25 protein-coding genes, 1 pseudogene and 1 riboswitch are annotated in these 25,954 nt (G+C 70.5%); of the genes and pseudogenes, 12 read left to right on the top strand and 14 right to left on the bottom strand.

The window, feature by feature from the left end; all coding sequences use genetic code 11:
• Positions 1-3: 3 nt before the first annotated feature.
• From RKD20_RS24410 to RKD20_RS24400, 3 genes are read right to left on the bottom strand one after another with little or no spacing between them, the layout of a single operon-like run.
• Positions 4-642, bottom strand: a complete 639-nt coding sequence (locus RKD20_RS24410) for a dihydrofolate reductase family protein (RefSeq protein ID WP_424879569.1) — start codon at positions 640-642, stop codon at positions 4-6.
• A gap of 30 nt (positions 643-672) precedes the next feature.
• Positions 673-1,359, bottom strand: coding sequence for a class I SAM-dependent methyltransferase (locus RKD20_RS24405; RefSeq protein ID WP_424879568.1), 687 nt, complete (start codon positions 1,357-1,359; stop codon positions 673-675).
• An 8-nt stretch (positions 1,360-1,367) separates the two neighbouring features.
• Entirely contained in the window at positions 1,368-1,760 is a 393-nt protein-coding gene (locus RKD20_RS24400; protein WP_424879567.1) for a hypothetical protein, read from the bottom strand.
• Between the two features lie 115 nt (positions 1,761-1,875).
• On the opposite strand from RKD20_RS24400, the gene RKD20_RS24395 reads away from it, so the two are divergent.
• The 6 genes from RKD20_RS24395 to RKD20_RS24370 all read left to right on the top strand — a co-directional run bounded on the left by RKD20_RS24395 (position 1,876) and on the right by RKD20_RS24370 (position 6,325).
• Positions 1,876-2,715 carry a helix-turn-helix domain-containing protein gene (locus tag RKD20_RS24395; protein WP_424879566.1) on the top strand — a complete coding sequence of 280 codons (840 nt, stop codon included), beginning with the start codon at positions 1,876-1,878 and terminating at the stop codon, positions 2,713-2,715.
• Positions 2,699-2,899, top strand: coding sequence for a DUF397 domain-containing protein (locus RKD20_RS24390; protein WP_424879565.1), 201 nt, complete (start codon positions 2,699-2,701; stop codon positions 2,897-2,899). Before RKD20_RS24395 ends, RKD20_RS24390 begins: the two co-directional genes overlap by 17 nt.
• Positions 2,900-3,207: 308 nt before the next feature.
• Positions 3,208-3,744 carry a DinB family protein gene (locus RKD20_RS24385; RefSeq protein ID WP_424879564.1) on the top strand — a complete coding sequence of 179 codons (537 nt, stop codon included), beginning with the start codon at positions 3,208-3,210 and terminating at the stop codon, positions 3,742-3,744.
• 258 nt (positions 3,745-4,002) lie between these two features.
• Complete coding sequence (locus RKD20_RS24380) at positions 4,003-4,818, top strand: hypothetical protein (protein WP_424879563.1); 816 nt, start codon at positions 4,003-4,005, stop codon at positions 4,816-4,818.
• A gap of 59 nt (positions 4,819-4,877) precedes the next feature.
• Positions 4,878-5,555 (top strand): Uma2 family endonuclease, encoded by a 678-nt coding sequence (locus tag RKD20_RS24375; protein ID WP_424879562.1) that lies wholly within the window; start codon positions 4,878-4,880, stop codon positions 5,553-5,555.
• A 200-nt stretch (positions 5,556-5,755) separates the two neighbouring features.
• On the top strand, positions 5,756-6,325 hold the full coding sequence (locus RKD20_RS24370) for a hypothetical protein (protein ID WP_424879561.1): 570 nt from the start codon (positions 5,756-5,758) through the stop codon (positions 6,323-6,325).
• A 25-nt stretch (positions 6,326-6,350) separates the two neighbouring features.
• On the opposite strand, the gene RKD20_RS24365 is transcribed toward RKD20_RS24370, so the two are convergent.
• The 7 genes from RKD20_RS24365 to thrC form a co-directional block, all read right to left on the bottom strand.
• The gene (locus tag RKD20_RS24365) at positions 6,351-7,874 is read right to left on the bottom strand and encodes a carboxylesterase/lipase family protein (protein WP_424879560.1); all 1,524 of its coding nucleotides are present in this window, start codon (positions 7,872-7,874) and stop codon (positions 6,351-6,353) included.
• A 75-nt stretch (positions 7,875-7,949) separates the two neighbouring features.
• A complete protein-coding gene (locus RKD20_RS24360; protein WP_424879559.1) occupies positions 7,950-8,825 on the bottom strand; it encodes a metallophosphoesterase family protein in 876 nt (291 codons plus the stop codon).
• 28 nt (positions 8,826-8,853) lie between these two features.
• Positions 8,854-9,987 carry an NADH:flavin oxidoreductase gene (locus tag RKD20_RS24355; protein ID WP_424879558.1) on the bottom strand — a complete coding sequence of 378 codons (1,134 nt, stop codon included), beginning with the start codon at positions 9,985-9,987 and terminating at the stop codon, positions 8,854-8,856.
• Positions 9,988-10,351: 364 nt separating this feature from the next.
• Positions 10,352-11,974, bottom strand: coding sequence for a chaperonin GroEL (gene groL, locus RKD20_RS24350; protein ID WP_424879557.1), 1,623 nt, complete (start codon positions 11,972-11,974; stop codon positions 10,352-10,354).
• 522 nt (positions 11,975-12,496) lie between these two features.
• Positions 12,497-12,703, bottom strand: coding sequence for a cold-shock protein (locus RKD20_RS24345; RefSeq protein WP_007382895.1), 207 nt, complete (start codon positions 12,701-12,703; stop codon positions 12,497-12,499).
• A gap of 443 nt (positions 12,704-13,146) precedes the next feature.
• Positions 13,147-13,422 (bottom strand): MoaD/ThiS family protein, encoded by a 276-nt coding sequence (locus tag RKD20_RS24340; RefSeq protein WP_020122860.1) that lies wholly within the window; start codon positions 13,420-13,422, stop codon positions 13,147-13,149.
• Positions 13,419-14,699, bottom strand: coding sequence for a threonine synthase (gene thrC / locus RKD20_RS24335; protein ID WP_424879556.1), 1,281 nt, complete (start codon positions 14,697-14,699; stop codon positions 13,419-13,421). The genes RKD20_RS24340 and thrC overlap by 4 nt, the downstream gene beginning before the upstream one ends.
• A gap of 17 nt (positions 14,700-14,716) precedes the next feature.
• Positions 14,717-14,875, bottom strand: a riboswitch (SAM riboswitch).
• 148 nt (positions 14,876-15,023) lie between these two features.
• Here thrC and RKD20_RS24330 point away from each other — a divergent pair.
• From RKD20_RS24330 to otsB, 3 genes are all read left to right on the top strand, one after another.
• Positions 15,024-15,968, top strand: a complete 945-nt coding sequence (locus RKD20_RS24330; protein ID WP_424879555.1) for a glucosyl-3-phosphoglycerate synthase — start codon at positions 15,024-15,026, stop codon at positions 15,966-15,968.
• Between the two features lie 107 nt (positions 15,969-16,075).
• Positions 16,076-17,482, top strand: coding sequence for an alpha,alpha-trehalose-phosphate synthase (UDP-forming) (locus RKD20_RS24325; protein WP_424879554.1), 1,407 nt, complete (start codon positions 16,076-16,078; stop codon positions 17,480-17,482).
• Between the two features lie 2 nt (positions 17,483-17,484).
• The gene (otsB, locus tag RKD20_RS24320) at positions 17,485-18,306 is read left to right on the top strand and encodes a trehalose-phosphatase (RefSeq protein WP_424879553.1); all 822 of its coding nucleotides are present in this window, start codon (positions 17,485-17,487) and stop codon (positions 18,304-18,306) included.
• Between the two features lie 3 nt (positions 18,307-18,309).
• On the opposite strand, the gene RKD20_RS24315 is transcribed toward otsB, so the two are convergent.
• Together RKD20_RS24315 and RKD20_RS24310 are read right to left on the bottom strand one after the other, a co-directional pair.
• Entirely contained in the window at positions 18,310-18,543 is a 234-nt protein-coding gene (locus RKD20_RS24315; protein WP_037900567.1) for a DUF3263 domain-containing protein, read from the bottom strand.
• Between the two features lie 33 nt (positions 18,544-18,576).
• Positions 18,577-19,785 carry an ABC transporter substrate-binding protein gene (locus RKD20_RS24310; RefSeq protein ID WP_424883302.1) on the bottom strand — a complete coding sequence of 403 codons (1,209 nt, stop codon included), beginning with the start codon at positions 19,783-19,785 and terminating at the stop codon, positions 18,577-18,579.
• Between the two features lie 169 nt (positions 19,786-19,954).
• Between RKD20_RS24310 and RKD20_RS24305 the strand changes: the two genes are divergently transcribed.
• The 3 genes and pseudogenes from RKD20_RS24305 to RKD20_RS24295 all read left to right on the top strand — a co-directional run bounded on the left by RKD20_RS24305 (position 19,955) and on the right by RKD20_RS24295 (position 23,152).
• Complete coding sequence (locus RKD20_RS24305) at positions 19,955-20,899, top strand: ROK family protein (RefSeq protein ID WP_424879552.1); 945 nt, start codon at positions 19,955-19,957, stop codon at positions 20,897-20,899.
• Positions 20,900-21,006: 107 nt separating this feature from the next.
• Positions 21,007-22,137 carry an N-acetylglucosamine-6-phosphate deacetylase gene (gene nagA / locus RKD20_RS24300; protein ID WP_424879551.1) on the top strand — a complete coding sequence of 377 codons (1,131 nt, stop codon included), beginning with the start codon at positions 21,007-21,009 and terminating at the stop codon, positions 22,135-22,137.
• A gap of 84 nt (positions 22,138-22,221) precedes the next feature.
• Positions 22,222-23,152: pseudogene (locus RKD20_RS24295) on the top strand (1-phosphofructokinase family hexose kinase).
• 3 nt (positions 23,153-23,155) lie between these two features.
• Here RKD20_RS24295 and RKD20_RS24290 read toward each other — a convergent pair.
• Together RKD20_RS24290 and cdgB are read right to left on the bottom strand one after the other, a co-directional pair.
• Complete coding sequence (locus tag RKD20_RS24290; protein ID WP_424879550.1) at positions 23,156-24,103, bottom strand: CBM35 domain-containing protein; 948 nt, start codon at positions 24,101-24,103, stop codon at positions 23,156-23,158.
• A gap of 123 nt (positions 24,104-24,226) precedes the next feature.
• Complete coding sequence (gene cdgB / locus RKD20_RS24285) at positions 24,227-25,882, bottom strand: diguanylate cyclase CdgB (protein WP_424879549.1); 1,656 nt, start codon at positions 25,880-25,882, stop codon at positions 24,227-24,229.
• Positions 25,883-25,954 lie beyond the last annotated feature (72 nt).

Here is a 25,954-nt window from a genome sequence, read left to right as displayed (position 1 = left end):
GTCTCAGCCGCGGACTAGCACCGCGTGGGTGACGTTCGGCGAGCTGACCAGCTCGGACACCCGGTACCCGGCGATCCCGTCGCCCAGGTCGTCGAGCAGCCGCTCCCCGCGTCCGATGAGGAGCGGCGCGATCGCCAGGTGGAGCTCGTCGATCAGCCCGGCGCGCAGATACTGCCGGATGACCGCCGCCCCGCCGCCGATCCGCACGTCCTTGCCGTCCGCGGCGTCGAAGGCGCGCTGGAGGACCGCCTCCGGCGGCTCGTCGGTGAAGTGGAAGGTGGTCCCGCCGGCCATCTCCAGTGACGGTCGCAGGTGATGGGTGTGCACGAAGACGTCGTGGTGGTACGGCGGGTTCTCACCCCACCAGCCCTGCCAGGACTCGTCCTCCCAGGGCCCGCGCTGCGGCCCGAACATGTTCCGCCCCATGATCGTGGCGCCGATGTTCCGATCACCGCGGACGAAGTACTCGACATCGGTCCCGCCCTTCCCGGCGGCCAGGTCCTCCGACGCGGAGATGAACCAGCGGTGCAGGTCGTCGCCCCAGCCGACGCCGTCGCCGAAGGGGGCGTCCAGTCGCTGGTTCGGACCGGCCATGAAGCCGTCGAGGGAGATCGTCACGTTGTGCACCCGGACCTTGGGCATGGCCTTCACCTCTCGTGTGGTGTCGTGCTCTCACCCCTGCGTCGATCCGAGCCTGCCTGGATCGACATCCCCGCGCACCTTTTTCCACACGAGGGTGTGGCGCCAGAAGAGCCGCCTCCTCAGCCGGACGCCGGGGAGGACGCGGCGGGCCTCGCGGACGAACTCGGTGTAGGGGACGCCGGCCGGGCGGGTCGGGGCGGTCATCGCGACGGGCCGCCGGGGTGCCGTACGCCCCCTGTTCTTGATCCAACCGATGATCAGGTTGAGCGGGACGGACGCGAGGCCGAGGAGGGCCTGGACACGGGTGTCCTCCCGCGTCAGCCCGACGATCACCAGGGTGCCACCGGGGGCCAGTTGCTCTCTGAAGCGGACGAGGCTCTCGGCCAGGGGGAGGTGGTGGAGTACGGCGACACAGGTGATGACGTCGTAGGGAGCGCCTTGGTCGTACGACCGCCCGTCCGCGACGGCGAAGGTGACGGGGAGCCCGGGGTCGGTGGACTCCCTCGCCTTGCCGATGATCCGTTCGTCGCTGTCGACGCCGTGGACCTGGTTCGCCCGGGTCGCCAGCAGCCGGGCGAGGTCACCGGAACCGCACCCGACGTCCAGGGCACGGTCGAAGTGGCTGGGCAACTGACGCAGGATCCACGGGTGGAAGTGGGCGTTGTGGCTCCAGGGGTGGGCGTCGTTGAGGCGGGCGAGGGCGTCCAGGAGAGGCATGGTTCATTTCAACAGGGCATCCGCCCCTCCCTGTTGACCTTCCGCACCCTGGCCCGCAGCACGTCGGCCTGCGGCGCGGGCCCGGTGGACTCCGGCGGACAGTCCCACTCCCGGCCGCCGCCGAGGGGCCTGAGCTGCACCCTGCCACCCAGGTGTCCCATCACCTCTCCCACGCGCCCGTCCCGCCCGTCGACGACGTACGACCCCGTCGGCGGCCGTTCCCCGCGCAGCACCGACGCCAGGCGCTCGGCCGTGCGTACGTTGCACCGCCCCAGGTCGACCAGCGGGAACGGCTCGTCACCGGCGCCGGTGAGGGGGTCGACGGCGAGGGACGGCAACACGACACCGACCCCGGTGAGCGCCTCCCGCAGGGACTCCAGGACTTCTTGGGTGGACCGCACGCTTCCTCCATCGGCACGGTGGGTTGTCAGTTCACAACACAGCGTGTCCGGTACGCCTCTAACCTGGCCATACGAGCCGGCCCAACAACTGTGTGTGTTCAACAGGGAGTCGCCCATGCCGGGACCGAAGGACCTCGACCCGTCGTCGTCACCGAGGGCCCTGCTGGGCGCGGAGTTGCGGCACGCGCGGGAGAAGACGGGACTGAGCCAGGAGGAGCTGGGGCAACGGCTGTTCGTGAGCGGGTCGTTCGTGGGGCAGTTGGAGGCGGGGACCAGGAGGATGCAACGGGATGTCGCGCGACAGCTGGACGAGGTGCTCGGGACGGAAAACTTCTTCCAGCGGAACTGTGGGGCGGCGGCGAAGTCGAAGTATCCCGAGCACTTCGCGGAGGCGGCGGAGGCGGAGGCACGGGCCGCGGCGATCAGCCAGTACGCGCCGCTGCTGATCCCGGGGTTGCTCCAGACGCCCGCGTACGCACGGGCGGTGTGCCGGGCTTATCAGCCGACGGCTCCGGAGGAGGAGATCGAGAAGCTGGTGACCGCCCGGAGGGAGCGGGCTCGGCTCCTCGACGATCCAACAGAGCCCATGTTGTGGGCGGTGATTGACGAGGCCGCTCTGCGGCGAGTGACGGGCGGCCGCACGGTGATGGCGGAGGCGCTGCAACACATCGCCGAACTGGCGCGTCGGAGCCGGGTGATCGTGCAGGTACTGCCGTTCGATGCGGGAGCGCACGCGGCCATGGAGGGCTCCACCAAACTCATGGAGTTCGAGGATGCCCCTCCGCTGGTCTACTTCGAGGGCGTCGGCACCGGACGACTGGAGGACGATCCAGCCATCGTCAGACACCAGCGCTTCACCTACAGGCTCCTGATGGCCTCCGCCCTCTCTCCTCAGAAGTCCCTGGCCCTGATCGAGGCGATGGCGCAGGATTACGCCCATGAGGAACACCCCTGAGTCCTGGCGTAAGTCGAGCTACAGCGGCGGCAGCGGCGGCGACTGCCTGGAGGTAGCCGACGGCCACCCCACCGCCATCCCCGTCCGCGACTCCAAGAACCCCCAAGGCCCGAAGCTCGTGTTCCGTCCGGAGGCGTGGTCGGCGTTCGTGGAGGCCACCGCCCGCGACCACCGGACCGAGTAGTGGCCCGCGCTGTGACCCGGCGATGACGGCGGACCTCGGGGCCCCTGCCCAGCGGGGAAGGAGCCCTTCCCTGAGATCGGCGGGATGGCCCTGCCCGAATTCCAGAGCCGCGGCCTCCTGGACAGCCCCGGGACGAGAATCGCAGGGAAGTCGTTCACACCCTCCGAACCGCATCTGCCACTCACCCGGCCTCCAACTCCTCGGTGAGTTGGACGCCCCCCCTCCCCCCCCAAGAGGTCAGGATCTGACCTACATGCCCCCTAGCGTGTGACCTGTCGACGGAACAGCAATCCACGGAGGGCCACACCATGACCACTGCCACGAAGACCACCCTGCCCACCGGCGAGCGCGCCGACCTGCTGGAGGCGCTGGCCAAGCAGCGGCACTTCCTGCGCTTCACCACGCGTGACCTCACCGACGAGCAGGCCGGACAGCGGACCACCGTCAGCGAGCTGTGTCTCGGCGGCCTGATCAAGCACGTCACGTCGGTGGAACGGAACTGGGTGCGCTTCATTCAGGAGGGCCCGTCGTCGATGGGCGACTTCACCGCCATGACCGAGGACGACTGGGCCCGGCGCGCCGACGAGTTCCGAATGCTGCCCGGCGAGACGCTGGCCGGGGTGCTGGCCGACTACGCGGAGACGGCCGACCGGACGGACGAGCTGGTCGCCGCCCTGCCCGACCTGGACGCCGCCCATCCGCTGCCCAAGGCCCCGTGGTTCGAGGCCGAGGCCCAGTGGTCGGCCCGCAGGGTGCTGCTGCACATCGTCGCCGAGACGGCCCAGCACGCGGGCCACGCAGACATCGTCCGGGAGGCCCTGGACGGCGCCAAGAGCATGGGCTGACCGGTCCCGAAGCTCAAGCGTCCAGCTCCGAGCCCTCTTTTCAAGGAATGGCTGGAGGGCCCCAACCCGCCCTCCCACCCCGAGAGTTGACAGGAAGCGACCGGCTTGCCACACACAGTCACGATCGTCTAGCGTGCCCGCATAACGAGCAGCCCCCGCCAGGTGCTAGCAACACCTGCGGGGGCTTGACCTACGAGATCTCAAGGGGATCCCGTGGCTGACGCCAAGCTTAGTGCTACCCCCCTCCCCGCGCATCCCATGGCGAACCCGGGATACGGCAAGCGCAGCGCCCCCGACCAACGCCCCCGCACCGCGCACGACTTCGCCCACCTCCCACCCCGCGAAGCCGCCATCGCCGCGTACGTCGACCGCTTGCCCGACGGCGCCGACATCTCCGTAAAGACACTGGCCAAGACGCTGCCGTACGGGCAATGTGCGCTCCGTACCGCCCTCAACCGGCTCCAACAGGCAGGCCACTTGCGCCGGGGGCGCGAACGCCTGGACTCCGCTTCCGGAGGGCACCACTGGATCACCCGATCGTGGTTCACCCGTACCGTACGAAATGACGACTGGTGGGCCGCCTTCACGAGAGGTGACGTACCGAAGGACAGCGAAGCCCGCCCGCCGACCCGTACCCGCGCCCACATCCTCCTCGCCGCGCTGGGCCGCGAAACCCCGTCCCTGTCGCTCTCCGCCGCCGACTGCGCTTCCCTCGCCCCGCTGGTCGCGGAGTGGTTCGCCCGAGGAGTCGGCGAGGACGCCGTGCGCCATGCCCTCACCAGCGGTCTGCCGATCCAGGTCCACCACCCGGCCGCCCTCCTCCGCCGGCGCCTGACCGACAAGATCCCCCCGGAACCGCCCGCCCCGCAGCCGCCCCGCCGGATCCTGGAGTGCGCGGAGTGCGGGGTGGTCGGACGCCCGGAGGCCCTGCCGGGCGGCGTGTGCAAGGGCTGCCGGGGCGAACCCGCCCCCACCCGCCCCACCACACTGCCGACCGCCCCCGAGATCCACGCCCGCGCGAACGAGATCCGGGCCGCGATGTCCCTGAAGCGAGAAGAAGGGGCGCCCGTATGACCGCTCCTACGGTCCGCCGTCATCGCCCCGGGGCACCATGGAGGGGAGGAGGCGACGCCATGACCCCCAGCACTGCTGAGCGTCCACAGATGTCCGTCGAGGACTTCGAGGAGCTTGCCCGAAAGGCCCCGCAGAACGTGGAGCTCGAACTCGTCCACGGGCGGCTGTACGTCAAAGGCGATCGCATCTCGGTCGAGGACTTCGAGGAGCTTGCCCGCAGGGCCCCCAAGGGTGTCCATCTTGAACTCATCGATGGAAAGCTAGAGGTCAAGCCGGTGCCCGACCAGCGCCACCGGGCCATCGTCGTGTGGCTCACCCGGCTGTTCATGCAGGAGCGCCCCGATCTGGCCCTGTACCCCGAGCAGGGACTCAGGGTGGGTGCGTACCGCAAGGGGCACGCCTGCGCGGACGGTGCGCTGGCGCCGTTCGACCACTTCATCGCGCAGGAGGGGGACTGGGCCGATCCGGAGGGTGTCCTCATGGTTGTCGAGGTCACCTCCCACGACCGTGACACCGACCGCCGTGACCGGGTCGACAAGGTTCGTGGGTACGCGGAAGCGGATATCCCCGTCTACCTGCTCGTCGACCGGGACATCGACGCCCTTACCGTGTACAGCGACCCCCGCAACGGGACGTATCAGCAAAGCCCGGCCTACCCGTACGGATCCGTGGTCGACCTCCCGGCACCCGTCGGCGTCACCCTGGACACCGAGAAGCTCAAGGACTACGCGGACTGACCCGCCCCAGGTAAGGACCCCCGTGTGTGTACAGTCGTGAGCGAGCCGGAAGAGCCCCAGCGCTCGCGTGACGAAGCCGACATCGCCGCAGCGCAAGCCCGTACGGCGGCTCCGGCCGGACCGGCTTTGTCCCACGACGATTTCATGGCGCTGCTGGAGACCGAGGACCGAGACCGCCCCGAGATTCCCGGAGCCATCCCATGAACCACGCCCAGCTCACCGCCCTGGGCCGCGCCCTCCGTGTGCTCGGCGAGCACGGTGACGCCCTCACCGGTGACATCCCGGACGCCAAGCTGCATGAGATGAAGGGCGACCTCAAGCGGGCCCTGGACCTCCTGGAGGACAGCGTCAGCGCCGCCGCCCCCACCACCCGCTGCGCCGAGCACCCGAACGGCCCGGTCGACGAGAACGCCCCCGACCTGTGCCTGCTGTGCGAGACCCGGCGCCGGGCCGCCCGCCGCGCCGAGATCAACGGACCGTCCGCGCGCCCCCGCTCCACCGAACCCACCCCCTCCCGGTACGGGGTGCGGGAGGACCGGCCCCAGCCCCAACAGCGCTGGCTCCCCGAGCAGTGGACCGGCCAGGAGTGGCAGCTGTGCGGGACGCCGAGGCGGGACCGGCACGAGGCCGAGCTCTACCTCAACGCCCAGCGCCGCGGCCCGCGCGCCGCGATGGCGTACCGGCTCGTCCACGAGTTCACCGACTACGAGGTGCTGCGGGTGTGGGGCACCCCGGTGAAGGTGGACATCGAGCCGCTCGGCAACCTCTAGACCCCGAGGCCGAGAGGCACGAGGCCTATTTCAGCAGCGGCAGCGCGCGGAAGTCGTACCCCTCCCACAGCCGCCGCGCCACCTCCTCCGGGTACGGCCGCACCTCGGGCGTCACGTCCAGGACCCGAGTGGCGCGCCCCTCGCCGTCGTACGCCGGCCACCCCGGGTCCCCGGTCCGCGCGAACCCCGTCCACGCCGACTGGAAGAGCGAGGTCAGTGCCCTCGCCTCGGCCGGCACCCCGGCCCCCGCGAACAGCAGAATCCCGAGGTCGGCGTCGTACGTGCCGAACAGCAGCGGAATGTCCAGGCCGTGGCACGCGCCGAGCGCACCGCCGAACGCCGGTGCGGACCACGTCAGTTCGTACAAGTGGGCCCGTCCGCCGCCCGCGACCTGCGCCTCCGCGAGGCGAAGGGACGGGAGGCTGAACAGCCAGTCCGTCTGGACGCGTTCGCACAGTTCGGTCGGTGTGGCGTCCGGGAAGGCCTCGCGGTAGGCGCGCTCCCCGTCCGGGCCCGGCGCGAACATCCGCAGGGCCGCGGCCGCCTGCTCCTCCGTGATCTTGCCGAGCTGCTCGCCGAGGGCGAGGAAGAGCCGGTACTCGTCCCGGTTGTGCCCGACCAGCAGCTCCACGTCCCGCGCCGCGCCCGCCGCCAGCGCCTCCCAGGGGGTGCATGGCAGCACCTCCCCGTCGACGACCGGTGCGAAGGGCGTCGCGGTCGGCGCGACCTGGCCCCACCGGTCGTCGTACTCGCGCATCCGCGCGCTCAACCGCTCGCCGACCGCCGGGAGTTCGCGCGGATCCACGGCCGAAAGCGCGGCGGCCGCGGGAGCGAGCCCCGCCTCCTTGCCGATCTCCATCGCCATGTCCTGTGCGAGTTCGGCGGAGAAGTAGGTGCCGGGCACGCTCTGCGCGATGGCCCGCCCGAACAGGCCCCGCGCGCTCGGCATCGCCAGCAGCGAGGCCACGGAGCCCGCGCCCGCCGACTCCCCGAACACGGTGACCCGCCCGGGGTCCCCGCCGAACGCCGTGATGTTGTCCCGCACCCACTCCAGTGCCGCGACCTGGTCCAGCAGCCCCCGGTTCGCGGGCGCCCCCTCCAGTAGGGCGAACCCCTCTATGCCGACGCGGTAGTTGAGGGTCACGACGACCACGTCACCGGCGCGCGCCAGATGCTGGGCGTCGTAGCCGGGGCTGCCCGAGTGACCCAGCTTGTAGGCGCCGCCGTAGATCCACACCATGACTGGGCGGCGGGCCGAAGGGTCCGTCGCGGGGGTCCAGACATTGACCGTCAGCCAGTCGTCGCCGGTGGGCGTCGGCAGCACGCCGGCCCGGCCCCGGAAGCCGGACTCCTGCGGGGGCGGGGGCCCGAAGGCGTACGCCTCCCGGGTCCCCTTCCAGCCCCTGACGGGCCGCGGCGCCTGGAACCGCGCATCACCCACCGGCGGTTCGGCGAACGGGATCCCCCGGAAGACCACCAGTCCGTCCTCGGCGCGCCCGCGCACGGCACCGGCCGCGGTACGCACTTCGAGACCCTCGGCTGACGTCATCGGTCGAACTCCTCACAGGTCGGGGCTGCTTCGCCTCACTCCAGCCCACGTCCCTTGCCTGAGTCAACCAAGTCGTCAGCCGAGCGCGGTGGGACCGTGCTTCTCCAGCACCTTCCGTGTCTGTTCCTCGTCCAGCTGGTACACCGTCTCGTGCGCCCGCGGGTCCCGTGCGTGGAAGGTGTGGAACATCGGGCTCGCCGGTCCGCCCAGTTCCACCAGCGAGGCCGAGGCCCCGCGCACCGCCCGCTCCGTGCCGTACGGCGTCGTCAGGTCGATTCGGTTGACCACGCCCGGCGTGACCCACACCGGCACCGACCCCAGCATCCCGAAGAGCTGGCAATGGAAGTGCCCGGTCAGCAGGACCCGCACGTCACTGCCCTGGATCGCGGACGCCAGTTCCTCGGGGTTGAGCAGCCCGAAGACCGGCTGGCTGACGGACAGGCCGAGGCTGAGGGGCGGATGATGGAAGGCGAGGACGGTTCCCCGCTCGGCCGGGGTGCTCAACACGCCCCGCAGCCAGTCCAGTTGGGCAGCACCTATACGGCCGTAGACCTTCCCCGGCACCAGCGAGTCCAGCGTGACGAACCGGTACCCGTCGACCGTGCTCACCGCGGCCCGCTCGGACGCCTCGGTCTGCAGCACGGCCTCGGGCCGGTCGTGCCCGCTGCCCAGCACCTTGCCGAAGGCTTCGCGCTCGTCGTGGTTGCCGGTGGTGAAGAAGACGGGAGCGCCCAGCGGCCGGGCAAACTCCCCGACGAGCTGCCGTACCGCCGCATACGCCTCCACCGCGCCGTCGTCGGCGATGTCCCCGGTGACGACGACCGCGTCGACGTCCCGCAGATGCCGCAGTTCGGCGAGCATCAGCCGCAGCGAGTCGGTGGCGTTGACGCCGCTCTTGCCGGGGGCGTCGGTGCGCTCTATGTGGGTGTCCGAGAGATGGAGGATCCTCATCTCCCGGACAGTACCCCTGGGTTGACGCTCAGCTGAGGGTCTTCAGCGCGGACGCGTCGTACGGCTGCAGTTCGTCGAAGCGGCCCGCCAGAACCTTCGCGGCCCACTCGGGGTCCTGGAGCAGCGCCCGTCCGACGGCGACCATGTCGTACTCCTCGCGCTCCAGGGCGTCGAGCAGGTCGTCGATGCCCTTGACCGGGGAGCCCTCGCCCATGAAGCCGCGGATGAAGTCGCCGTCGAGGCCGACCGAGCCGACGGTGATGGTGGTCCTGCCGGTGAGCTTCTTGGTCCAGCCGGCGAGGTTGAGGTCGGAGCCGTCGAACTCGGGGAGCCAGTAGCGGCGGGTGGAGGCGTGGAAGGCGTCGACACCGGCCGCGGCGAGCGGGGCGAGGATCGCCTCCAGCTCCTCCGGCGTCTCGGCGAGCCGCGCCTTGTAGGCCTCCTGCTTCCACTGCGAGTACCGGAAGATGACCGGGAACTCGGGCGAGACCGTCTCGCGTACGGCCGCCACGATCTCCGCCGCGAACTTCGTACGGGCGATCTGGTCACCGCCGTAGGCGTCGGTGCGGCGGTTGGTGCCCGCCCACAGGAACTGGTCGAGGAGGTAGCCGTGGGCGCCGTGCAGCTCCACGCCGTCGAAGCCGATGCGCTCGGCGGCGGCCGCGGCCTCGGCGAACGCACCGATGACGTCGTCCAGGTCGCGCTGGGTCATGGCCTTGCCGGTGGGCTCGTCGGCGCCGGGCCGCACGCCGGAAGGGCCGACGGCGGGGGCGTCGGCGTAGGGCGCCTGGCCCTGCTCGCGCACCATGCCGATGTGCCACAGCTGCGGGACGATGGTGCCGCCCGCCGCGTGCACCTGCTCCGCGACCTTCGCCCAGCCCGCCAGCTGCTCCTCGCCGTGGAACCGCGGGACGCTGTCGCTGTTCCCTGCCGACTCGTGGCCGACGTAGGTGCCCTCGGTGACGATCAGACCGACCCCGGCGGCCGCGCGGCGGGAGTAGTACGACGCCACGTTCTCGCCGGGGACACCGCCCGGGGAGAACATCCGGGTCATGGGCGCCATCGCGATGCGGTTCGGGACGGTCAGGCCGTTGATGTGGACCGGACGGGAGAGGATCTCGGCGGCGCGGGAGGGGGCCGGAGGGGTGGCGGGGGAGGTCACGTGGGGGTACTCCTCGGTATGTGCATACGCATGGACGTTCTCCCAGGTGTCAACCACCTCGTCGGCTCCATGATTTCCCACTGCCGCTGTGACTCCGGCCACGCATGGAAGAAGCCCGCCCCACGAGTGTGGGACGGGCTTCGATCGAGCGCCGGGCAGGCCTTGCACCTGCATCTCCCCGCAGGAAGCGGGGCGTCTTTCCTTGGACCACCAACGCGTAGTCGACCGACGGGAGTTCACGTCGAGCGGCTCGTGATCAAGCATAGCGCAAGAAAAGACCGGGGGCGGCCACCCCCTGTTCCCAGGAAGGGCCGCCCCCGGCAAGGACGTTGATCAACCGTCAGGCCTCGCGGCCCGGGGGTGATCAGAAGTCCATGTCACCGCCCGGCATACCGCCACCGGCGGGCGCGGCGGCCTTCTCCGGCTTGTCGGCGATGACGGCCTCGGTGGTGAGGAAGAGCGCGGCGATGGAGGCGGCGTTCTGCAGGGCAGAGCGGGTCACCTTCGCCGGGTCGATGATGCCTTCGGCGATCATGTCGACGTACTCACCGGTCGCGGCGTTCAGGCCGTGGCCGACGGGCAGGTTGCGCACCTTCTCGACGATGACGCCACCCTCGAGACCACCGTTGACGGCGATCTGCTTGAGCGGGGCCTCCAGGGCCAGCTTCACGGCGTTGGCGCCGGTCAGCTCGTCACCCTCCAGGTCCAGCTTCTCGAAGACCGAGGAGGCCTGGATGAGGGCCACGCCACCACCGGCGACGATGCCCTCCTCGACGGCCGCCTTCGCGTTGCGAACGGCGTCCTCGATGCGGTGCTTGCGCTCCTTGAGCTCGACCTCGGTGGCGGCACCGGCCTTGATGACGGCGACGCCACCGGCGAGCTTCGCCAGGCGCTCCTGGAGCTTCTCGCGGTCGTAGTCCGAGTCGCTGTTCTCGATCTCGGCGCGGATCTGGTTCACCCGGCCGTTGACCTGGTCCGAGGAACCGGCACCGTCGACGATGGTGGTCTCGTCCTTGGTGATGACGACCTTGCGGGCGCGGCCCAGGAGGTCCAGGGTCGCGTTCTCCAGCTTGAGGCCGACCTCCTCGGAGATGACCTCGCCGCCCGTGAGGATGGCGATGTCGCCGAGCATGGCCTTGCGGCGGTCACCGAAGCCCGGGGCCTTGACGGCGACGGACTTGAAGGTGCCGCGGATCTTGTTGACGACCAGGGTCGACAGGGCCTCGCCCTCGACGTCCTCGGCGATGATCAGCAGCGGCTTGCCCGACTGCATGACCTTCTCCAGGAGCGGGAGCAGGTCCTTGACGGAGCCGATCTTGGAGTTGGCGATGAGGATGTACGGGTCGTCGAGCGACGCCTCCATCCGCTCCATGTCGGTGGCGAAGTACGCCGAGATGTAGCCCTTGTCGAAGCGCATACCCTCGGTGAGCTCCAGCTCCAGACCGAAGGTCTGGGACTCCTCGACGGTGATGACGCCTTCCTTGCCGACCTTGTCCATCGCCTCGGCGATGAGCTCGCCGATCTGGGTGTCGGCGGCGGAGATGGAGGCCGTGGAGGCGATCTGCTCCTTGGTCTCGACATCCTTGGCCTGCTCGAGCAGGGCACCGGAGACGGCCTCGACGGCCTTCTCGATACCGCGCTTGAGGGCCATGGGGTTGGCGCCGGCGGCTACGTTGCGCAGGCCTTCCTTGACCAGGGCCTGGGCGAGAACGGTCGCGGTGGTCGTACCGTCACCGGCGACGTCGTCCGTCTTCTTGGCGACTTCCTTGACCAGCTCGGCGCCGATCTTCTCGTACGGGTCCTCGAGCTCGATCTCCTTGGCGATGGAGACACCATCGTTGGTGATCGTGGGGGCGCCCCACTTCTTCTCGAGGACGACGTTGCGGCCCTTGGGGCCGAGCGTCACCTTGACGGCGTCCGCGAGCTGGTTCATGCCGCGCTCGAGGCCGCGCCGTGCCTCCTCGTCGAACGCGATGATCTTGGCCATGTGAAGTGGTCCCTCCAGGACTGGGGGTGATTCCTTCGGACCGCGCCCGCGCCCGCGACGGACGGCTCGCCTGCCTGCGGATCCTTGCCCCACTAGGCCTGCGGGCCTCACCGACCCGGTCCATCTTTGTCACTCTCACCTTCAGAGTGCTAACGCCAATGATTAGCACTCGGCATGGTCGAGTGCAAGCGCCTACCGAAGACCGGGGTGCGTTCGACCGTCGGACGGCTGCCTGCCGGTGGGGGCTGAGCGCGCAGTTCCCCGCGCCCCTGGGTGGGTTGCAGTGGCCCGGCGCCACGGACGATCAGGGGCCGCCGCAGGCATCCAGGGGCGCGGGGAACTGCGCAGAAACGCCCGCCCCCACCGAACCCGCACCCGAAACCCCACCCGCGCCCGCACAAGACCCCGCCCAGCCGCCGGAGGCACATGCACATGCCGAAGGGCCCGTACCCATGACTCCCCATGGGTACGGGCCCTTCGGAGAAGAACGAAGAACGACGCTGTTGTTACCCGGCGCGTGCTTCAGCCAGTCGCGAGACGGACCATGTCCGCCTGCGGCCCCTTCTGACCTTGCGAGATCTCGAACTCGACCCGCTGGCCCTCTTCAAGGGTGCGGTAGCCGTCCATCTGAATCGCGCTGTAGTGGACGAATACATCCGCACCACCGTCGACCGCGATGAAGCCGTACCCCTTCTCCGCGTTGAACCACTTGACGGTGCCCTGAGCCATGCCTAACTCCCCTATTACTGGCCCTTGCACGGATCCACACTTCATGGATCCGGGTCAGACCTCACCCCCCACATGGTTGGGGGCGTGCGCCGGAACGCGTCGACCGCGGCTGAATGTATCTGTCCAACTGCCGTCTGCAACAGGTCAATCGGACGAGAATTCTGGACGGAAGGGGTCCGGAATGTAGTGAGAATTCGCCCGAATTCGGGGCAAGTCGGGCCCCATAAAAGGAGCATAAGGCGCAAAGAACCCACACACTTTGGCTACTTCTCGTCGCATCCGAAGTCGGAACTCATATGCGTCCGGCATGAAGGAAGCAGCGGGTTCCCCAACTGTACCGTGCTCAACCATAGAGAATTGCCCCCTCCGCTTCTCTCGCGGAGAGGGCAATCGGATGAACACTCGGTAATTACTGTTACCGAAGGTAATGACCAGTCATAAGGTCACCCGCCGGCAACCGCCGGGATGATGGAGACTCCGGCCCCGTCGGGCGTCGCCGTCTCAAGCCCCTGCTCGAACCGCACATCGTCGTCGTTCACGTACACGTTCACGAACCGCCGCAGCTTGCCCTGGTCGTCGAGAACACGCGCGGCGATACCGGTGTGGTTCTTCTCCAGATCGGCGATGACCTCGGCGAGGGTCCCACCCTCGGCCTGCACCTCGGCCTGGCCGCCGGTGTAGGTGCGCAGGATGGTGGGGATGCGGACGTTGACGCTCATGCGAGGCCAGCCTCTCGGAAAGAGTCCAGGTTCGGACGAATCGTGGCGGTGAGCCCGGTACCGGCCACCGCGTCCAGGGTCTTGAGACCGTCGCCGGTGTTCAGCACCACCGTGGTCTTCGTCGGGTCGAGGACGCCGTTCTCGATCAGCTTTCGCGTCACACCCACGGTCACGCCACCCGCGGTCTCCGCGAAGATGCCCTCGGTCCGCGCCAGCAGCTTGATCGCGTCCACGATCTGCTCGTCGTTCACGTCCTCCACCGCACCGCCGGTTCGGCGGGCGATGTCCAGCACGTACGGGCCGTCCGCCGGGTTGCCGATGGCGAGCGACTTGGCGATGGTGTCCGGCTTCTGGGGGCGGACCACGTCGTGCCCGGCCTTGTACGCCACCGACACCGGCGAGCACCCCTCGGCCTGCGCGCCGAAGATCTTGTACGGCTTGTCCTCGACGAGCCCCAGCTTGATCAGCTCCTGCAGACCCTTGTCGATCTTCGTGAGCTGCGATCCGGAGGCGATCGGCACGACCAACTGGTCGGGGAGCTTCCAGCCGAGCTGCTCGCAGATCTCGTACGCCAGGGTCTTGGACCCCTCCGCGTAGTACGGCCGCAGGTTGACGTTGACGAAGCCCCAGCCCTCGCCGGCCGGGTCGCCGATCAGCTCGGAGCAGAAGCGGTTCACGTCGTCGTAGTTGCCCTCGATGCCGACGAGCTCGCCGCCGTAGATCGCGGCCATGACGACCTTGCCCTGCTCCAGGTCGTGCGGGATGAACACGCAGGAGCGGAAGCCGGCGCGGGCGGCCGCGGCACCCACCGCACCGGCGAGGTTGCCGGTGGAGGAGCAGGAGAGGGTGGTGAAGCCGAAGGCGCGCGCGGCCTCGATGGCCTGCGCGACGACACGGTCCTTGAAGGAGTGCGTCGGGTTGCCGGAGTCGTCCTTGATGTACAGGCCGCCGGTCACGCCGAGCTCGCGGGCGAGGTTGTCGGCCTTGACGAGCTGGGTCCAGCCGGGGTTGATGTTGGGCTTGTCCGCCACGTCCGCGGGGACGGGCAGCAGCGGGGCGTAGCGCCAGATGTTCGCGGGTCCCGCCTCGATCTGCTTGCGGAGCTCCTCGGTGTCGTAGGCCGAGAAGTCGTAGGCGATCTCGAGCGGGCCGAAACACTCCTCGCAGGCGAAGACCGGGCCGAGGGGGACGCGGTGACCGCATTCGCGGCAGCTCAGCGCCGCGGCGGGACCCAGGTCGACGGAGTTCGTGGTGCTTGCAACTGTCTGCGCAGCCATGGAGGCGAGGCCCTTTCTCCTCATCTTCCTCACGACGCATCTCGCCGTGAGACGGATTTGGCACCTTCCCGAGTCGGGAGCCTCGCGGAGACGATCGTCAGCGATCGCTACGAGAACCGACTGGAGGGTTGCCGGGGCTTCATCGGGCCGTATCCCTCTGCCCCTCTGGATGAGCGGTATGAAGTTGTGAACGGCGGGCCACCCAGGACATGCGATGGTCACCCGCGTTGTTCAAGACTGTAACCGAAGGCCAGGACAGTTGAGATAGTCGTCCGAACGGCGAGATGGATCACACGCAGATCACACGCAGAGGAGCCGCGCACTGTGCTGAACGAAGTCGAGCGCTGGCTGGCCGCCCGGTCCTGGTCCGCGAGCGATCGCCCACTCCACCGGATCATGGCCGCGAAGCGGAGCACGGGTCGGACCGTCAGTGTCGTCCTGCCCGCGCTCAACGAGGAGGAGACGGTCGGTGACATCGTCGCCGTGATCCGTCATGACCTCATGCAGCAGGTCCCGCTCGTCGACGAGATCGTCGTCGTCGACTCGGGATCGACCGACCGCACCTCGGAGGTCGCCGCCGCGGCCGGGGCGCGGGTCGTCCACCGCGACGACATCCTCCCGCGCATACCGACCGTGCCCGGCAAGGGCGAGGTCCTGTGGCGCTCCCTGCTCGTCACCAGCGGGGACATCGTCTGCTTCATCGACGCCGACCTGAAGGAGTTCTCCTCGGACTTCGTCTCCGGCATCGTCGGCCCGCTGCTCACCGACCCCGAGGTCGACCTGGTCAAGGGCATGTACGACCGTCCCCTGGGCGGTGCCGCCGGGCAGGGCGGCCGGGTCACCGAGCTCATGGCGCGCCCGCTGCTGAACATGCACTGGCCGCAGCTGGCCGGTTTCGTGCAGCCGCTGGGCGGCGAGTACGCGGCCCGGCGCTCGCTGCTGGAGCAGCTTCCGTTCCCCGTCGGCTACGGCGTCGAGCTGGGCATGCTGGTCGACGCCCTGCACCTGGTCGGCCTGAACGCCCTCGCCCAGGTGGACGTCGGGGTGCGCAAGCACCGCCACCAGGACGGACAGGCCCTGGGCCGGATGTCCGCCGCGATCTACCGCACCGCCCAGCTCCGGCTGGCCCGCGGTCACATGATCCGGCCCGCCCTCACCCAGTTCGAGCGGGGCCGGGACGGCTTCGAGCCGCGCACGTACTCCGTGGACACGGAGGAGCGGCCGCCGATGGTGGAGATCGCGGAGTACGCGGAGCGGAAGGTCGCGTGACGGCCCGGGTGGCAGAACGGGTGACAGAACGGGGCGTTCCGTATACGTCCGCGCACTGAGCGCAACCGTACGTTTGAGCGTTTCCGGGCCGGGCTAGGTTGAGGCGTATGGCTTCCACGTCTTCCGTGCAGGGTGCTGCCCAGGTATTGGTCGCGTCCAACCGCGGCCCGGTCTCGTACGAGGTCCAGGAGGACGGTTCGCTGCGCCCCAGACGGGGTGGCGGCGGACTGGTCTCGGGACTTTCGGCGATCGGTCCGGAGGCGGGCGCGCTGTGGGTGTGCTCGGCGCTGTCCGACGGCGACCGCGAGGCGGTGCGGCAGGGGGTCGGCGAGGACGGCGTCCGCATGCTCGCCATCCCGGCCGACGTGCACGCGGACGCGTACAACGGCATCGCGAACTCGGTCCTCTGGTTCGTCCACCACCTCCTCTACCAGACCCCGCTGGAGCCGTCCTTCGACGCGGAGTTCCGGCGGCAGTGGGCGTCGTACGAGACGTACAACCGCGCCTTCGCCGAAGCGCTCGCGCAGGAGGCGGCCGAGGGGGCGGCGGTCCTGGTGCAGGACTACCACCTGTGCCTGGTGCCGGGGATGCTCCGCGAACTCCGCCCCGACCTGCGCATCGCCCACTTCTCGCACACGCCGTGGGCGCCGGTGGACTACTTCCGGATGCTGCCGGACGACATCGCGGCCCAGGTCCTGCGGGGCATGCTGGGCGCCGACCGGCTCGGCTTCCTCACCCAGCGCTGGGCGGACGCCTTCACGGCCTGCTGCACGGAGTTCGCGGACGGGCTCGGGGAGACCCGGATCGGGGTGCACGGCCTCGGCGCGGACGCGGACTTCCTGCGCGCCCGCTCGCACGAGGCCGACGTCGAGGAGCGGATCGTCTCCCTGCGCGAGGAGATCGGCGCGGGCCGCAGGACGATCGTGCGGGTGGACCGGACCGAGCTGTCCAAGAACATCGTGCGCGGGCTGCACGCCTTCCGGCGGCTGCTGGAGTCGCGGCCGGAGTGGCGGGAGCGGGTCGTGCACGTGGCGTTCGCGTATCCGTCGCGGCAGGACCTCGCGGTCTACCGGGACTACACGGCCGAGGTGCAGCGGGTGGCCGAGGAGATCAACGACGCGTTCGGCACGCCGGGCTGGACCCCGGTCCTGCTGAATCTGAAGGACGACTTCGCGCGCTCCCTGGCCGCGTACCGGCTGGCCGACGTGGCGCTGGTCAACCCCATCCGGGACGGCATGAACCTGGTCGCGAAGGAGGTGCCGGTGGTGTCCGACGAGGGCTGCGCGCTGGTGCTGTCGCGGGAGGCCGGCGCGTTCGCGGAGCTGGGTGACGACGCGATCGTGGTGAACCCGTACGACGTGGAGCAGACGGCGGCGGCCCTGCACGAGGCCCTGACGATGCCGGTCCACGAACGCGCCGAACGCGCGAAGCGGCTCGCCGCGGCGGCGACGGCACTCCCGCCCGCCCAGTGGTTCCTGGACCAGCTGAACGCACTGAAGGCGCTGAACGGGTGAGCATGAACCTTCCTACGCCCACCACCTCCGCCGGCCAGGAGGGCCTGCGGGCACTCCTCGCGGAGCCGCGCCGCGCGGTGATCGGCCTCGACTTCGACGGGACGCTGGCGCCGATCGTGGCCGATCCGGAGCAGGCGCGGGCGCACCCCGAGGCGGTGGCCGTCCTCGCCGCCCTGGCACCGAAGGTGGCCTCCGTGGCGGTGATCACCGGCCGCCCGGCCGAGATCGCGGTCCGCTACGGCGGCTTCGCGGGCGTCCCCGGCCTGGAGCACCTGACGGTCCTGGGCCACTACGGCGCCGAACGCTGGGACGCGGCGACCGGTGAGGTCACGGCGCCCGAGCCGCACCCGGGCGTGGCCGCGGTCCGTGCCGAGCTGCCGGCGCTCCTCGACGGGACCGGCGCCCGGATCGAGGAGAAGGGCGGCCGGGCGGTGGCGGTCCACACCCGCCGGGCCCCGGACCCCCAGGCCGTCTTCGACGCCCTGCGCGTCCCGCTCACCGACCTGGCCACCTACCACGGCCTGATCGTCGAACCGGGCCGGCTGGTCCTGGAACTGCGCCCGCCGGGCATGGACAAGGGCGTGGCCCTGCTGAGCCATGTCCGCGAGCTGTCCGCCGCCTCCGTCCTCTACGGCGGCGACGACCTGGGCGACCTGCCCGCCTTCTCCGCGGTCGACGACCTGCGCGCCGCCGGCACCCCCGGCCTCCTGGTGTGCAGCGGCAGCGACGAGGTGACGGAGCTCCGGAAGCGGGCCGACCTGGTGGTGGACGGCCCGGCCGGTGTGGTGGGCCTGCTGCGGGCCCTGGCGGAGCGGCTCACCTGATCCTCAGCGCTCCGCCCGCCGCGTCTCCCGCACTCTGCGCAGCCGGTTCACCGTCACCGGGTCGAAGGCCAGCGCGCGCTCGTCGTCCAGCAGGGCGTTGAGCAGCTGGTAGTAGCGGACCGGCGCGAGGCCCAGTTCCTCGCGGATCGCCCGCTCCTTCGCGCCGGGGCCCGCGAAGGAGCGGCGCTCCAGCGCGAGGATGTCCCGCTCCCGGCGGTCGAGTTCCGCATGCTCCATGCCCGGAACCGTAACGCCTGCCACTGACAGCGACTACTCCGCGTTCCGCGCGGTCAGCTGCAACGCGCGCAGCACCTGCGTGGGGTTCCCGTCGGAGCTCACCGCGGAGCCGATCCGCTGCTTCACGGCCGCGCTGACCGAGGCCCAGGACGTCTTGCTCACGGGAGGCAGCTCCGCGGAGGGCAGCGCGTCGAGGAAGGGCTTGAGGCCGGCGTCCCGGGAGGCCCGGCTCATGACCTCGGACGCCGAGTTGGTCACCGGCAGCAGGTCGTACTCCCGGGAGAACGCGAGGACGTTCTTCTCGCTGTAGACGAAGTCGAGGAAGTCGCCCACCTGTTCGGCGTGCCCGTGCTGCCGGAAGGCCATCATCCAGTCGGCGACGCCCATGGAGTTCCTGGTCCGCCCGTCGACGCCCGGCATGGGCACCATCCCGAACTTCACGCCCTTGTCGGCGGCGATCTTCATCAGCGAGGGGTGCCCGTTGAGCATCCCGACGTCCCCGGCGGCGAACGCCGAGAACGCGGCGGCCCGGTTCAGGTTCTCGGGCGCGACCGGTCCGGTCAGTCCCTTGCTGACGAGGTCGTCCTTGAGCCAGGTCAGCGTGGCGACGTTCTCCTCGGAGTCGATGCCGTACGTGCCGACGTCGTCGACGTACCCGCCGTGCCCGCTCAGCAGCCACTGCATGGTCTCGGCCTGCGCCTCCTCGGGGCCGAGCGGCAGCGCGTACGGGTACTTCACCCCGTCCGCCTTGAGCGCCTCGGCGTCGGCGGCCAGCTGCTTCCATGTCTTCGGCGGGGTGAGCCCGGCGTCGGCGAAGAGGGTCTTGTTGTAGAAGAGCAGCCGGGTCGACGCGGCGAACGGCATCCCGTACTGCATCCCGTTGATCCGCCCCGCGGAGCCGAGCTGGGAGACGAAGTCGGCCTGTTCCCGGATCCCGATCAGCTCGTCGGCCGTGTACAGCAGCCCCTTGTCCGCGTAGTCGGCGTAGGCGCCGATCTGCGCCATGTCGGGCGCCTCCCCCGCGTCGACCAGCTCCTTGACCTTGCGGTCGACATCGGTCCAGGAGTACACGCTGACGTCTATCTTCACGCCGGGGTGCTTCGCCTCGTACTCCTTGACGAGCTTGTCCCAGTACTTCTGGGAGCTGTTGGCCGAGCTGTCGCCGTAGTCGGCGGCGACCAGCTTCAGCGTCACCTCGTCCGATCCCGCGCCCAGCCCGCAGCCGCCGAGGACCGCCGTCATACCCAGTGCGGACACCGCCGCGATCGTTCCCGTCCTACGCCGCCGCACTGACAACCGCCCCACACTCACGTTCGAAAGCATTCGAAAAGTCATACATATCTTGGACCTAAGGTCTACACCACGTGAGTGGACTAGACCTCTTGCGGGTCAACGGGTCACACTGTTCCCCGTGAGACATGTCATCGCCCTCGACGTGGGCGGCACCGGGATGAAGGCGGCCTTGGTCGGCGCGGGCGGCGAACTCCTGCACCGGGCCCGCCGGGCCACCGGCCGCGAGCGCGGACCGGACGCGGTCGTCGACGGCATCCTCGACTTCGCCGCCGAACTGCGCGCGTACGGCACCGAGCACCTCGGCGCCCCCGCGGCCGCGGCCGGCGTCGCCGTTCCCGGCATCGTCGACGAGGACCGGGGCATCGCCGCCTACGCCGCCAACCTGGGCTGGCGGGACGTCCCCCTGCGTGACCTGCTCACCGACCGCCTCGGCGGCGTCCCGGTCGCCCTCGGCCACGACGTCCGCACCGGCGGCCTCGCCGAGGGCCGCATCGGAGCCGGCCGGGGCACCGACCGCTTCCTCTTCGTGGCCCTGGGCACCGGCATCGCGGGCGCCATCGGCATCGCGGGCCGGGTGGAGGCGGGCGCCCACGGATTCGCGGGCGAGATCGGCCACATCGCCGTACGCCCGGGCGGCACGCCCTGTCCGTGCGGCCAGCGGGGCTGCCTGGAGCGGTACGCCTCCGCGGCTGCCGTCAGCGAGGCCTGGGCCTCGGTCACCGGGAACCCGGAGGCGGACGCGGCCGACTGCGCGAAGGCGGTGGAGGCCGAGGACCCGAGGGCCCGCGAGATCTGGCAGCACGCCGTGGACGCTCTGGCCGCCGGCCTGGTCACCGCCCTCACCCTCCTGGACCCCCGCGCCCTGATCATCGGTGGCGGCCTGGCAGAGGCGGGGGAAACCTTGTTCACACCGCTGAGGGAGGCGGTCCGAAGCCGGACCACCTTCCAGAAGCTCCCGACGATCGTCCCCGCGGCCCTGGGCGACACGGCGGGCTGCCTCGGTGCCGGCCTCCTGGCCTGGGATCTCCTCGACACGACCGACAGTTCGGAGGCAACTCGCTGATGGCAACCCCCCTAGGGGCGCGGGACAGCGCTGAATTTGCGGCTACCGCCGCGCGAGCGCGACCAGCCACGACGCACCCGCGCCCCGCACCGGCCGGAACCCCCCTGGTGCTCTCCGGCGCCAACGTGGTCCTGCCCACGGGAACGGTCAAGAACGGCCAAGTCGTCATCGAGGGCACGCGCATCACCGCTACCGCCCCCGAAAACGCCCAGGCCATCGACGTGACCAACCACTGGCTGGTCCCAGGATTCATCGACCTTCACAACCACGGCGGCGGCGGAGCCTCCTTCACCTCGGGCACCGTCGACGACGTACTCAAGGGCATCCACACCCACCGGATCCACGGCACCACCACCCTCGTCGCCTCCACCGTCACCGGCGACATGGACTTCCTCGCCCAGCGAGCCGGTCTGCTGAGCGAGCTCGCCGAGCAGGGAGACATCGCCGGCATCCACTTCGAGGGCCCGTTCATCTCCCCCTGCCGCAAGGGCGCGCACTCGGAGGAGCTGCTGCGCCACCCCGACCCGGCGGAGGTCCGCAAGCTGATCGACGCGGCCCGCGGGCAGGCGAAGATGCTCACCCTCGCCACCGAACTCCCCGGCGGCATCGACTCCGTACGGCTCCTCGTCGAACACGGGGTCATCGCGGCGGTCGGCCACACGGACGCGAGCTACGAGCAGACCGTCGAGGCGATCGACGCGGGCGCGACCGTGGCCACCCACCTCTTCAACGCGATGCCGCCCCTCGGCCACCGCACCCCCGGCCCCATCGCCGCCCTCCTGGAGGACGAGCGGATCACGGTGGAGCTCATCGACGACGGCACGCACCTCCACCCGGCCGCGCTGCAACTGGGGTTCCACCACGCGGGGGCAGCCCGGGTCGCCCTCATCACGGACGCCATGGACGCGGCCGGCTTCGGCGACGGGCGTTATCTGCTGGGCCCCCTGGAGGTGGAGGTCAGCGAGGGAGTCGCCCGGCTCGTGGAGGGCGGCTCGATCGCCGGCTCGACGCTCACCCTGGACCGCGCCTTCAAGCGGGCGGTGACCTTCGACCGGCTGCCGGTGGAGGACGTGGTCGCGGCGATCTCCGCCAACCCTGCCCGTCTGCTGGGGATGGACGACCGCATCGGCTCCCTGGAGCCCGGCAAGGACGCCGACCTGGTCCTCCTCGACCATCAATTCGACCTCAAGGGCGTCATGCGCCGGGGGGAATGGGTGGTCGATCCCCAACTGGGGTGATGTGTCCCGCTGTTGGGGCCGGGACGGTCCTGGGAGACTGGACGGGCACATTCTGTCGTCGGGGGACACGTGGGAGGTCGGCAGGTGATCCTCACGGTCACGCTGAACACCGCTCTCGACATCACCTATCGCGTACGGTCGCTGCGGCCGCACACCAGCCACCGGGTCACCGAGGTCGTCGAACGCCCCGGCGGCAAGGGCCTGAACGTGGCCCGGGTGCTGGCCGCGCTCGGCCACGAGGTGACGGTCACCGGCTTCACGGGGCGGCGCCACGGGCCGCATCGTCCAGGACCGGCTCACCGCCGTACCGGGCCTGGTGGACGCGCTCGTCCCGGTGACCGGTTCGACCCGGCGCACGATCGCCGTCGTGGACGAACGCTCCGGCGACACCACCCAGCTCAACGAACCGGGTCCGACGGTGACGCCCGCGGAGTGGTCGGCCTTACAGGAGGCGTACGAGGATCTCGTCCCGTCCGTCGCGGCGGTGGCCCTGTGCGGGAGCCTGCCGCCGGGGGTGCCGGTGGGGGCGTACGCGGGTCTGATCCGCACGGCGAAGGCGGCCGGGGTCCCGGTCCTCCTCGACACCAGCGGTGAGGCACTGCGCCGCGGGGTCGCCGCCCGCCCCGACGTCCTCAAGCCGAACGCCGCCGAACTGGCGGAACTGACCGGCTCCCACGAACCGCTGCGCGCGACGCAGGACGCACGGCGGCGGGGTGCGCGGGCGGTGGTCGCGTCTTTGGGCAAGGAGGGCCTTCTCGCCGCGACCGCGGAGGGCCGCTGGCGCGCCACCCCGCCCGCCCCGGTACCCGGCAACCCGACGGGCGCCGGCGACTCGGTGGCGGCGGGCCTGCTGTCGGGCCTGGTGGAACGACTCCCGTGGCCGGACCGCCTGACCCACGCGGTCGCCCTGTCGGCGGCGACCGTCCTGTCCCCGGTGGCGGGCGAGTTCGACCGCGCCGCCTACGAGGACCTGCTGGACCGGGTCACGGTCACGGGGGAGGTCAGTGCGGCGTGAGCCCTACTGGTCGACGTTCTCCGTGACGGTGAACTGGTCGAGCAGGGCGTTGCACTGGTTGCCCTGCTGGCACGAGAGCTGGATCGTGTTGGTGCCCTTGGTCAGGGAGACCTGGGCCCAGGTCTCCTGCCATTCGTTGGCGGGAAGCCCGCCGAAGTTCTTCATGTTCAGCGGCCGGGAGGCGGCCTTGCCGTTGACCGTCATCGTCCCGTTGGCATCCTCGGCGGGGAGGCTGTAGCGGACGTAGACCCGATAGGTGCCGGCCTTCTTGATGCCGTTGACCGTCCAGGTGACCGAGGCGCCGACCTGGTTGAAGCCCTGGACGTAGACGCCGCCGTCGGACTTGGCGCCCTTCACGTCGGACGCGACGCTGGTGCCGCCCTCCAGCCGCATCGTCTTCGCGTCGGCCTTCGGAAGCTCGGCCTCCGCCGCCGCCGAGCTGGACGCGCTCGGCTCGGAGCTCTGCGAAGTGGACGGCGTCGCCGACGCCCCGCTGTCGCCCGCCTTGTCGTTGCCGTCGCCGCCCGCCATCGCGATGCCGATGCCGATGACCACCGCGGCGACCACCGCGATCGCGCCGATCAGCAGACCCTTGGTGTTGGGGCCGCCGCTCCGGCCGCCACCGCTGTGGCCCGGCATGGGCTGCTGGGTGGTGGGGGCCCCGCCAGGGAAGGTCTCGGGAGCCTGGTAGTGGGCGCTGGGCTGGCCGTAGCCGCCCTGGGCCTGCTGCTGCGGGACCTGGCCGTACGGGGCGGTCGGCGCGGCCTGCGCCTGCTGCTGGCCGTACTGGCGCTGACCGACCGAGCGCGACCGGTTGACGGAGTTCGGATAGCCGTAGCCGTAGCCGCCGCCTGAGGGCGGCTGGGCCCCGTTGGCCTGGCCGTCGGCGTAGAGGTAGCCGAACGGGTCTTCGTCCTCGGGCGTGCTCGCGCCGTTGTTGCCGGACGTCATCCCTTGGTACTCCTCAACAGGTCTGCGGATCGGATGCGATACGTGGAGTCAGAATGGCGAGCCTACCCGCTCCTGATGGCCCAAACGGGTGACTCGGATCGCATCAGCTCGCTGACCTGGGACTCAGCCGGCGCGTCTGTGTTGTTTGGGACGAGATCGTTTCTCGACGTACATCCGCTCGTCGGCGGACTTCAACACTTCGTCCGCGGTCATGCCGCAGTGCGCCCAGCCGATGCCGAAGCTGGCACCGACCCGGACGGCCCGGCCCTCGGCCCGGATGGGCTGGATGATCTCGTTGCGCAGGCGTACCGCGAGGTCCGCCGCGTCGGCCTTGCCGAGCCCGTCGGCGAGGATCACGAACTCGTCGCCGCCGAGCCGGGCCACGGTGTCGCCGTCGCGGACGCACTGGGACAGCCGCCGGGCGACCTCGATGAGCACCGCGTCGCCCGCGTTGTGCCCGAACCGGTCGTTGATGGACTTGAAGCCGTCGAGGTCGCAGAAGAGCACCGCGAGCCCCTTGGTGCCGTCGTCGCGCTCCCCCTCCGGGGCGACGGTGTGCACATGGTGGTCGAAGGCGGCGAACGCCTCGGTGCCGCCCTGCCGGAAGTCGAAACCGTGGCCGTTGGCGTCGAAGGCCGGGTGGCCGAACGCCGCGTCGACCGGCTCCAGGGCGCCGGTGTGGGTGGGGCGCTGACACAGCCGGGAGGACAGCCGCGAGCGCAGCTCGGCGGAGTTCGGCAGGCCGGTCAGGGAGTCGTGGGAGGCCCGGTGGGCGAGCTGGAGCTCGCGGCGCTTGCGCTCCTCGATGTCCTCGACGTGGGTGAGCAGGAAGCGCGGGCCGTCGGCGGCGTCGGCGACCACCGAGTTGCGCAGCGACACCCAGACGTAGGTGCCGTCCCGGCGCCCGAGGCGGAGCTCGGCCCGGCCGCCCTCCGCCGAGGTGCGCAGCAGGGTGCCTATGTCCTCGGGGTGGACCAGGTCGGAGAAGGCGTAGCGGCGCATCGCGGACGCGGGGCGGCCGAGGAGGCGGCACAGGGCGTCGTTGGTGCGCAGGATGCGGCCGTGCTGGTCGCCGCCCATCTCGGCGATGGCCATGCCGGAGGGGGCGTACTCGAAGGCCTGCCGAAAGCTCTCTTCACTGGCCCGCAGGGCCTGCTGTTCCCTTTCGAGCCTGACCAGCGCGCGCTGCATGTTCGCGCGCAGACGCGCGTTGCTGATCGCGATGGCGGCCTGGAACGTGTACATCTGGAGCGCTTCGCGGCCCCACGCGCCCGGCCTGCGGCCGTTGCGCGGCCGGTCCACGGAGAGCACACCGATCAGCTCTCCGCACTGGCCGCCCTGCACGCCCGGCGTGTACATCGGCGCGAACAGCCGGTCGGAGGGGTGCCACTCATCCTCGAAGCGGGGTGCGGGGCCGTCGGTGTACCACTGCGGGACGTCGTCGTCGTCGAGGATCCAGCCCTCGGTGTGCGGGATGAAGACCAGGTCGCCCCAGGTCTCCCCCATGCTCAGCCGGCGCTCCCAGGACTCGCGGGAGCCCACCCGGCCGGTGATCAGCGCCTCGGCGGCCTGGTTCCCGGCGAAGGCGGCGACCACGAGGTCCCCGTCGGGGCGCACGAGATTGACGCACGCCAGCTCGTAGCCGAGCGCGGTGACCACGCCGTTCGCGACGGTCTGCAGTGTGTCGGCCAGGCTGCGGGCCGTGTTCATGTCGGCCATGACCTCGTGCAGCTGTCGCAGGGACGCAAGACGGACGTACGGCTCCGACTCACTCTCCATTTGCTCGCCCTCCCCCCGAGACCTCGCAGCGAATCAAGGGTCATCTGTCCAGCCACTGAATCACAGCGCGCT

The sequence above is a fragment of the Streptomyces sp. SLBN-8D4 genome (assembly GCF_049739545.1).
In the GTDB taxonomy this organism is placed as follows: domain Bacteria; phylum Actinomycetota; class Actinomycetes; order Streptomycetales; family Streptomycetaceae; genus Streptomyces; species Streptomyces canus_C.
This window is presented reverse-complemented; position numbering and strand designations above follow the sequence as displayed.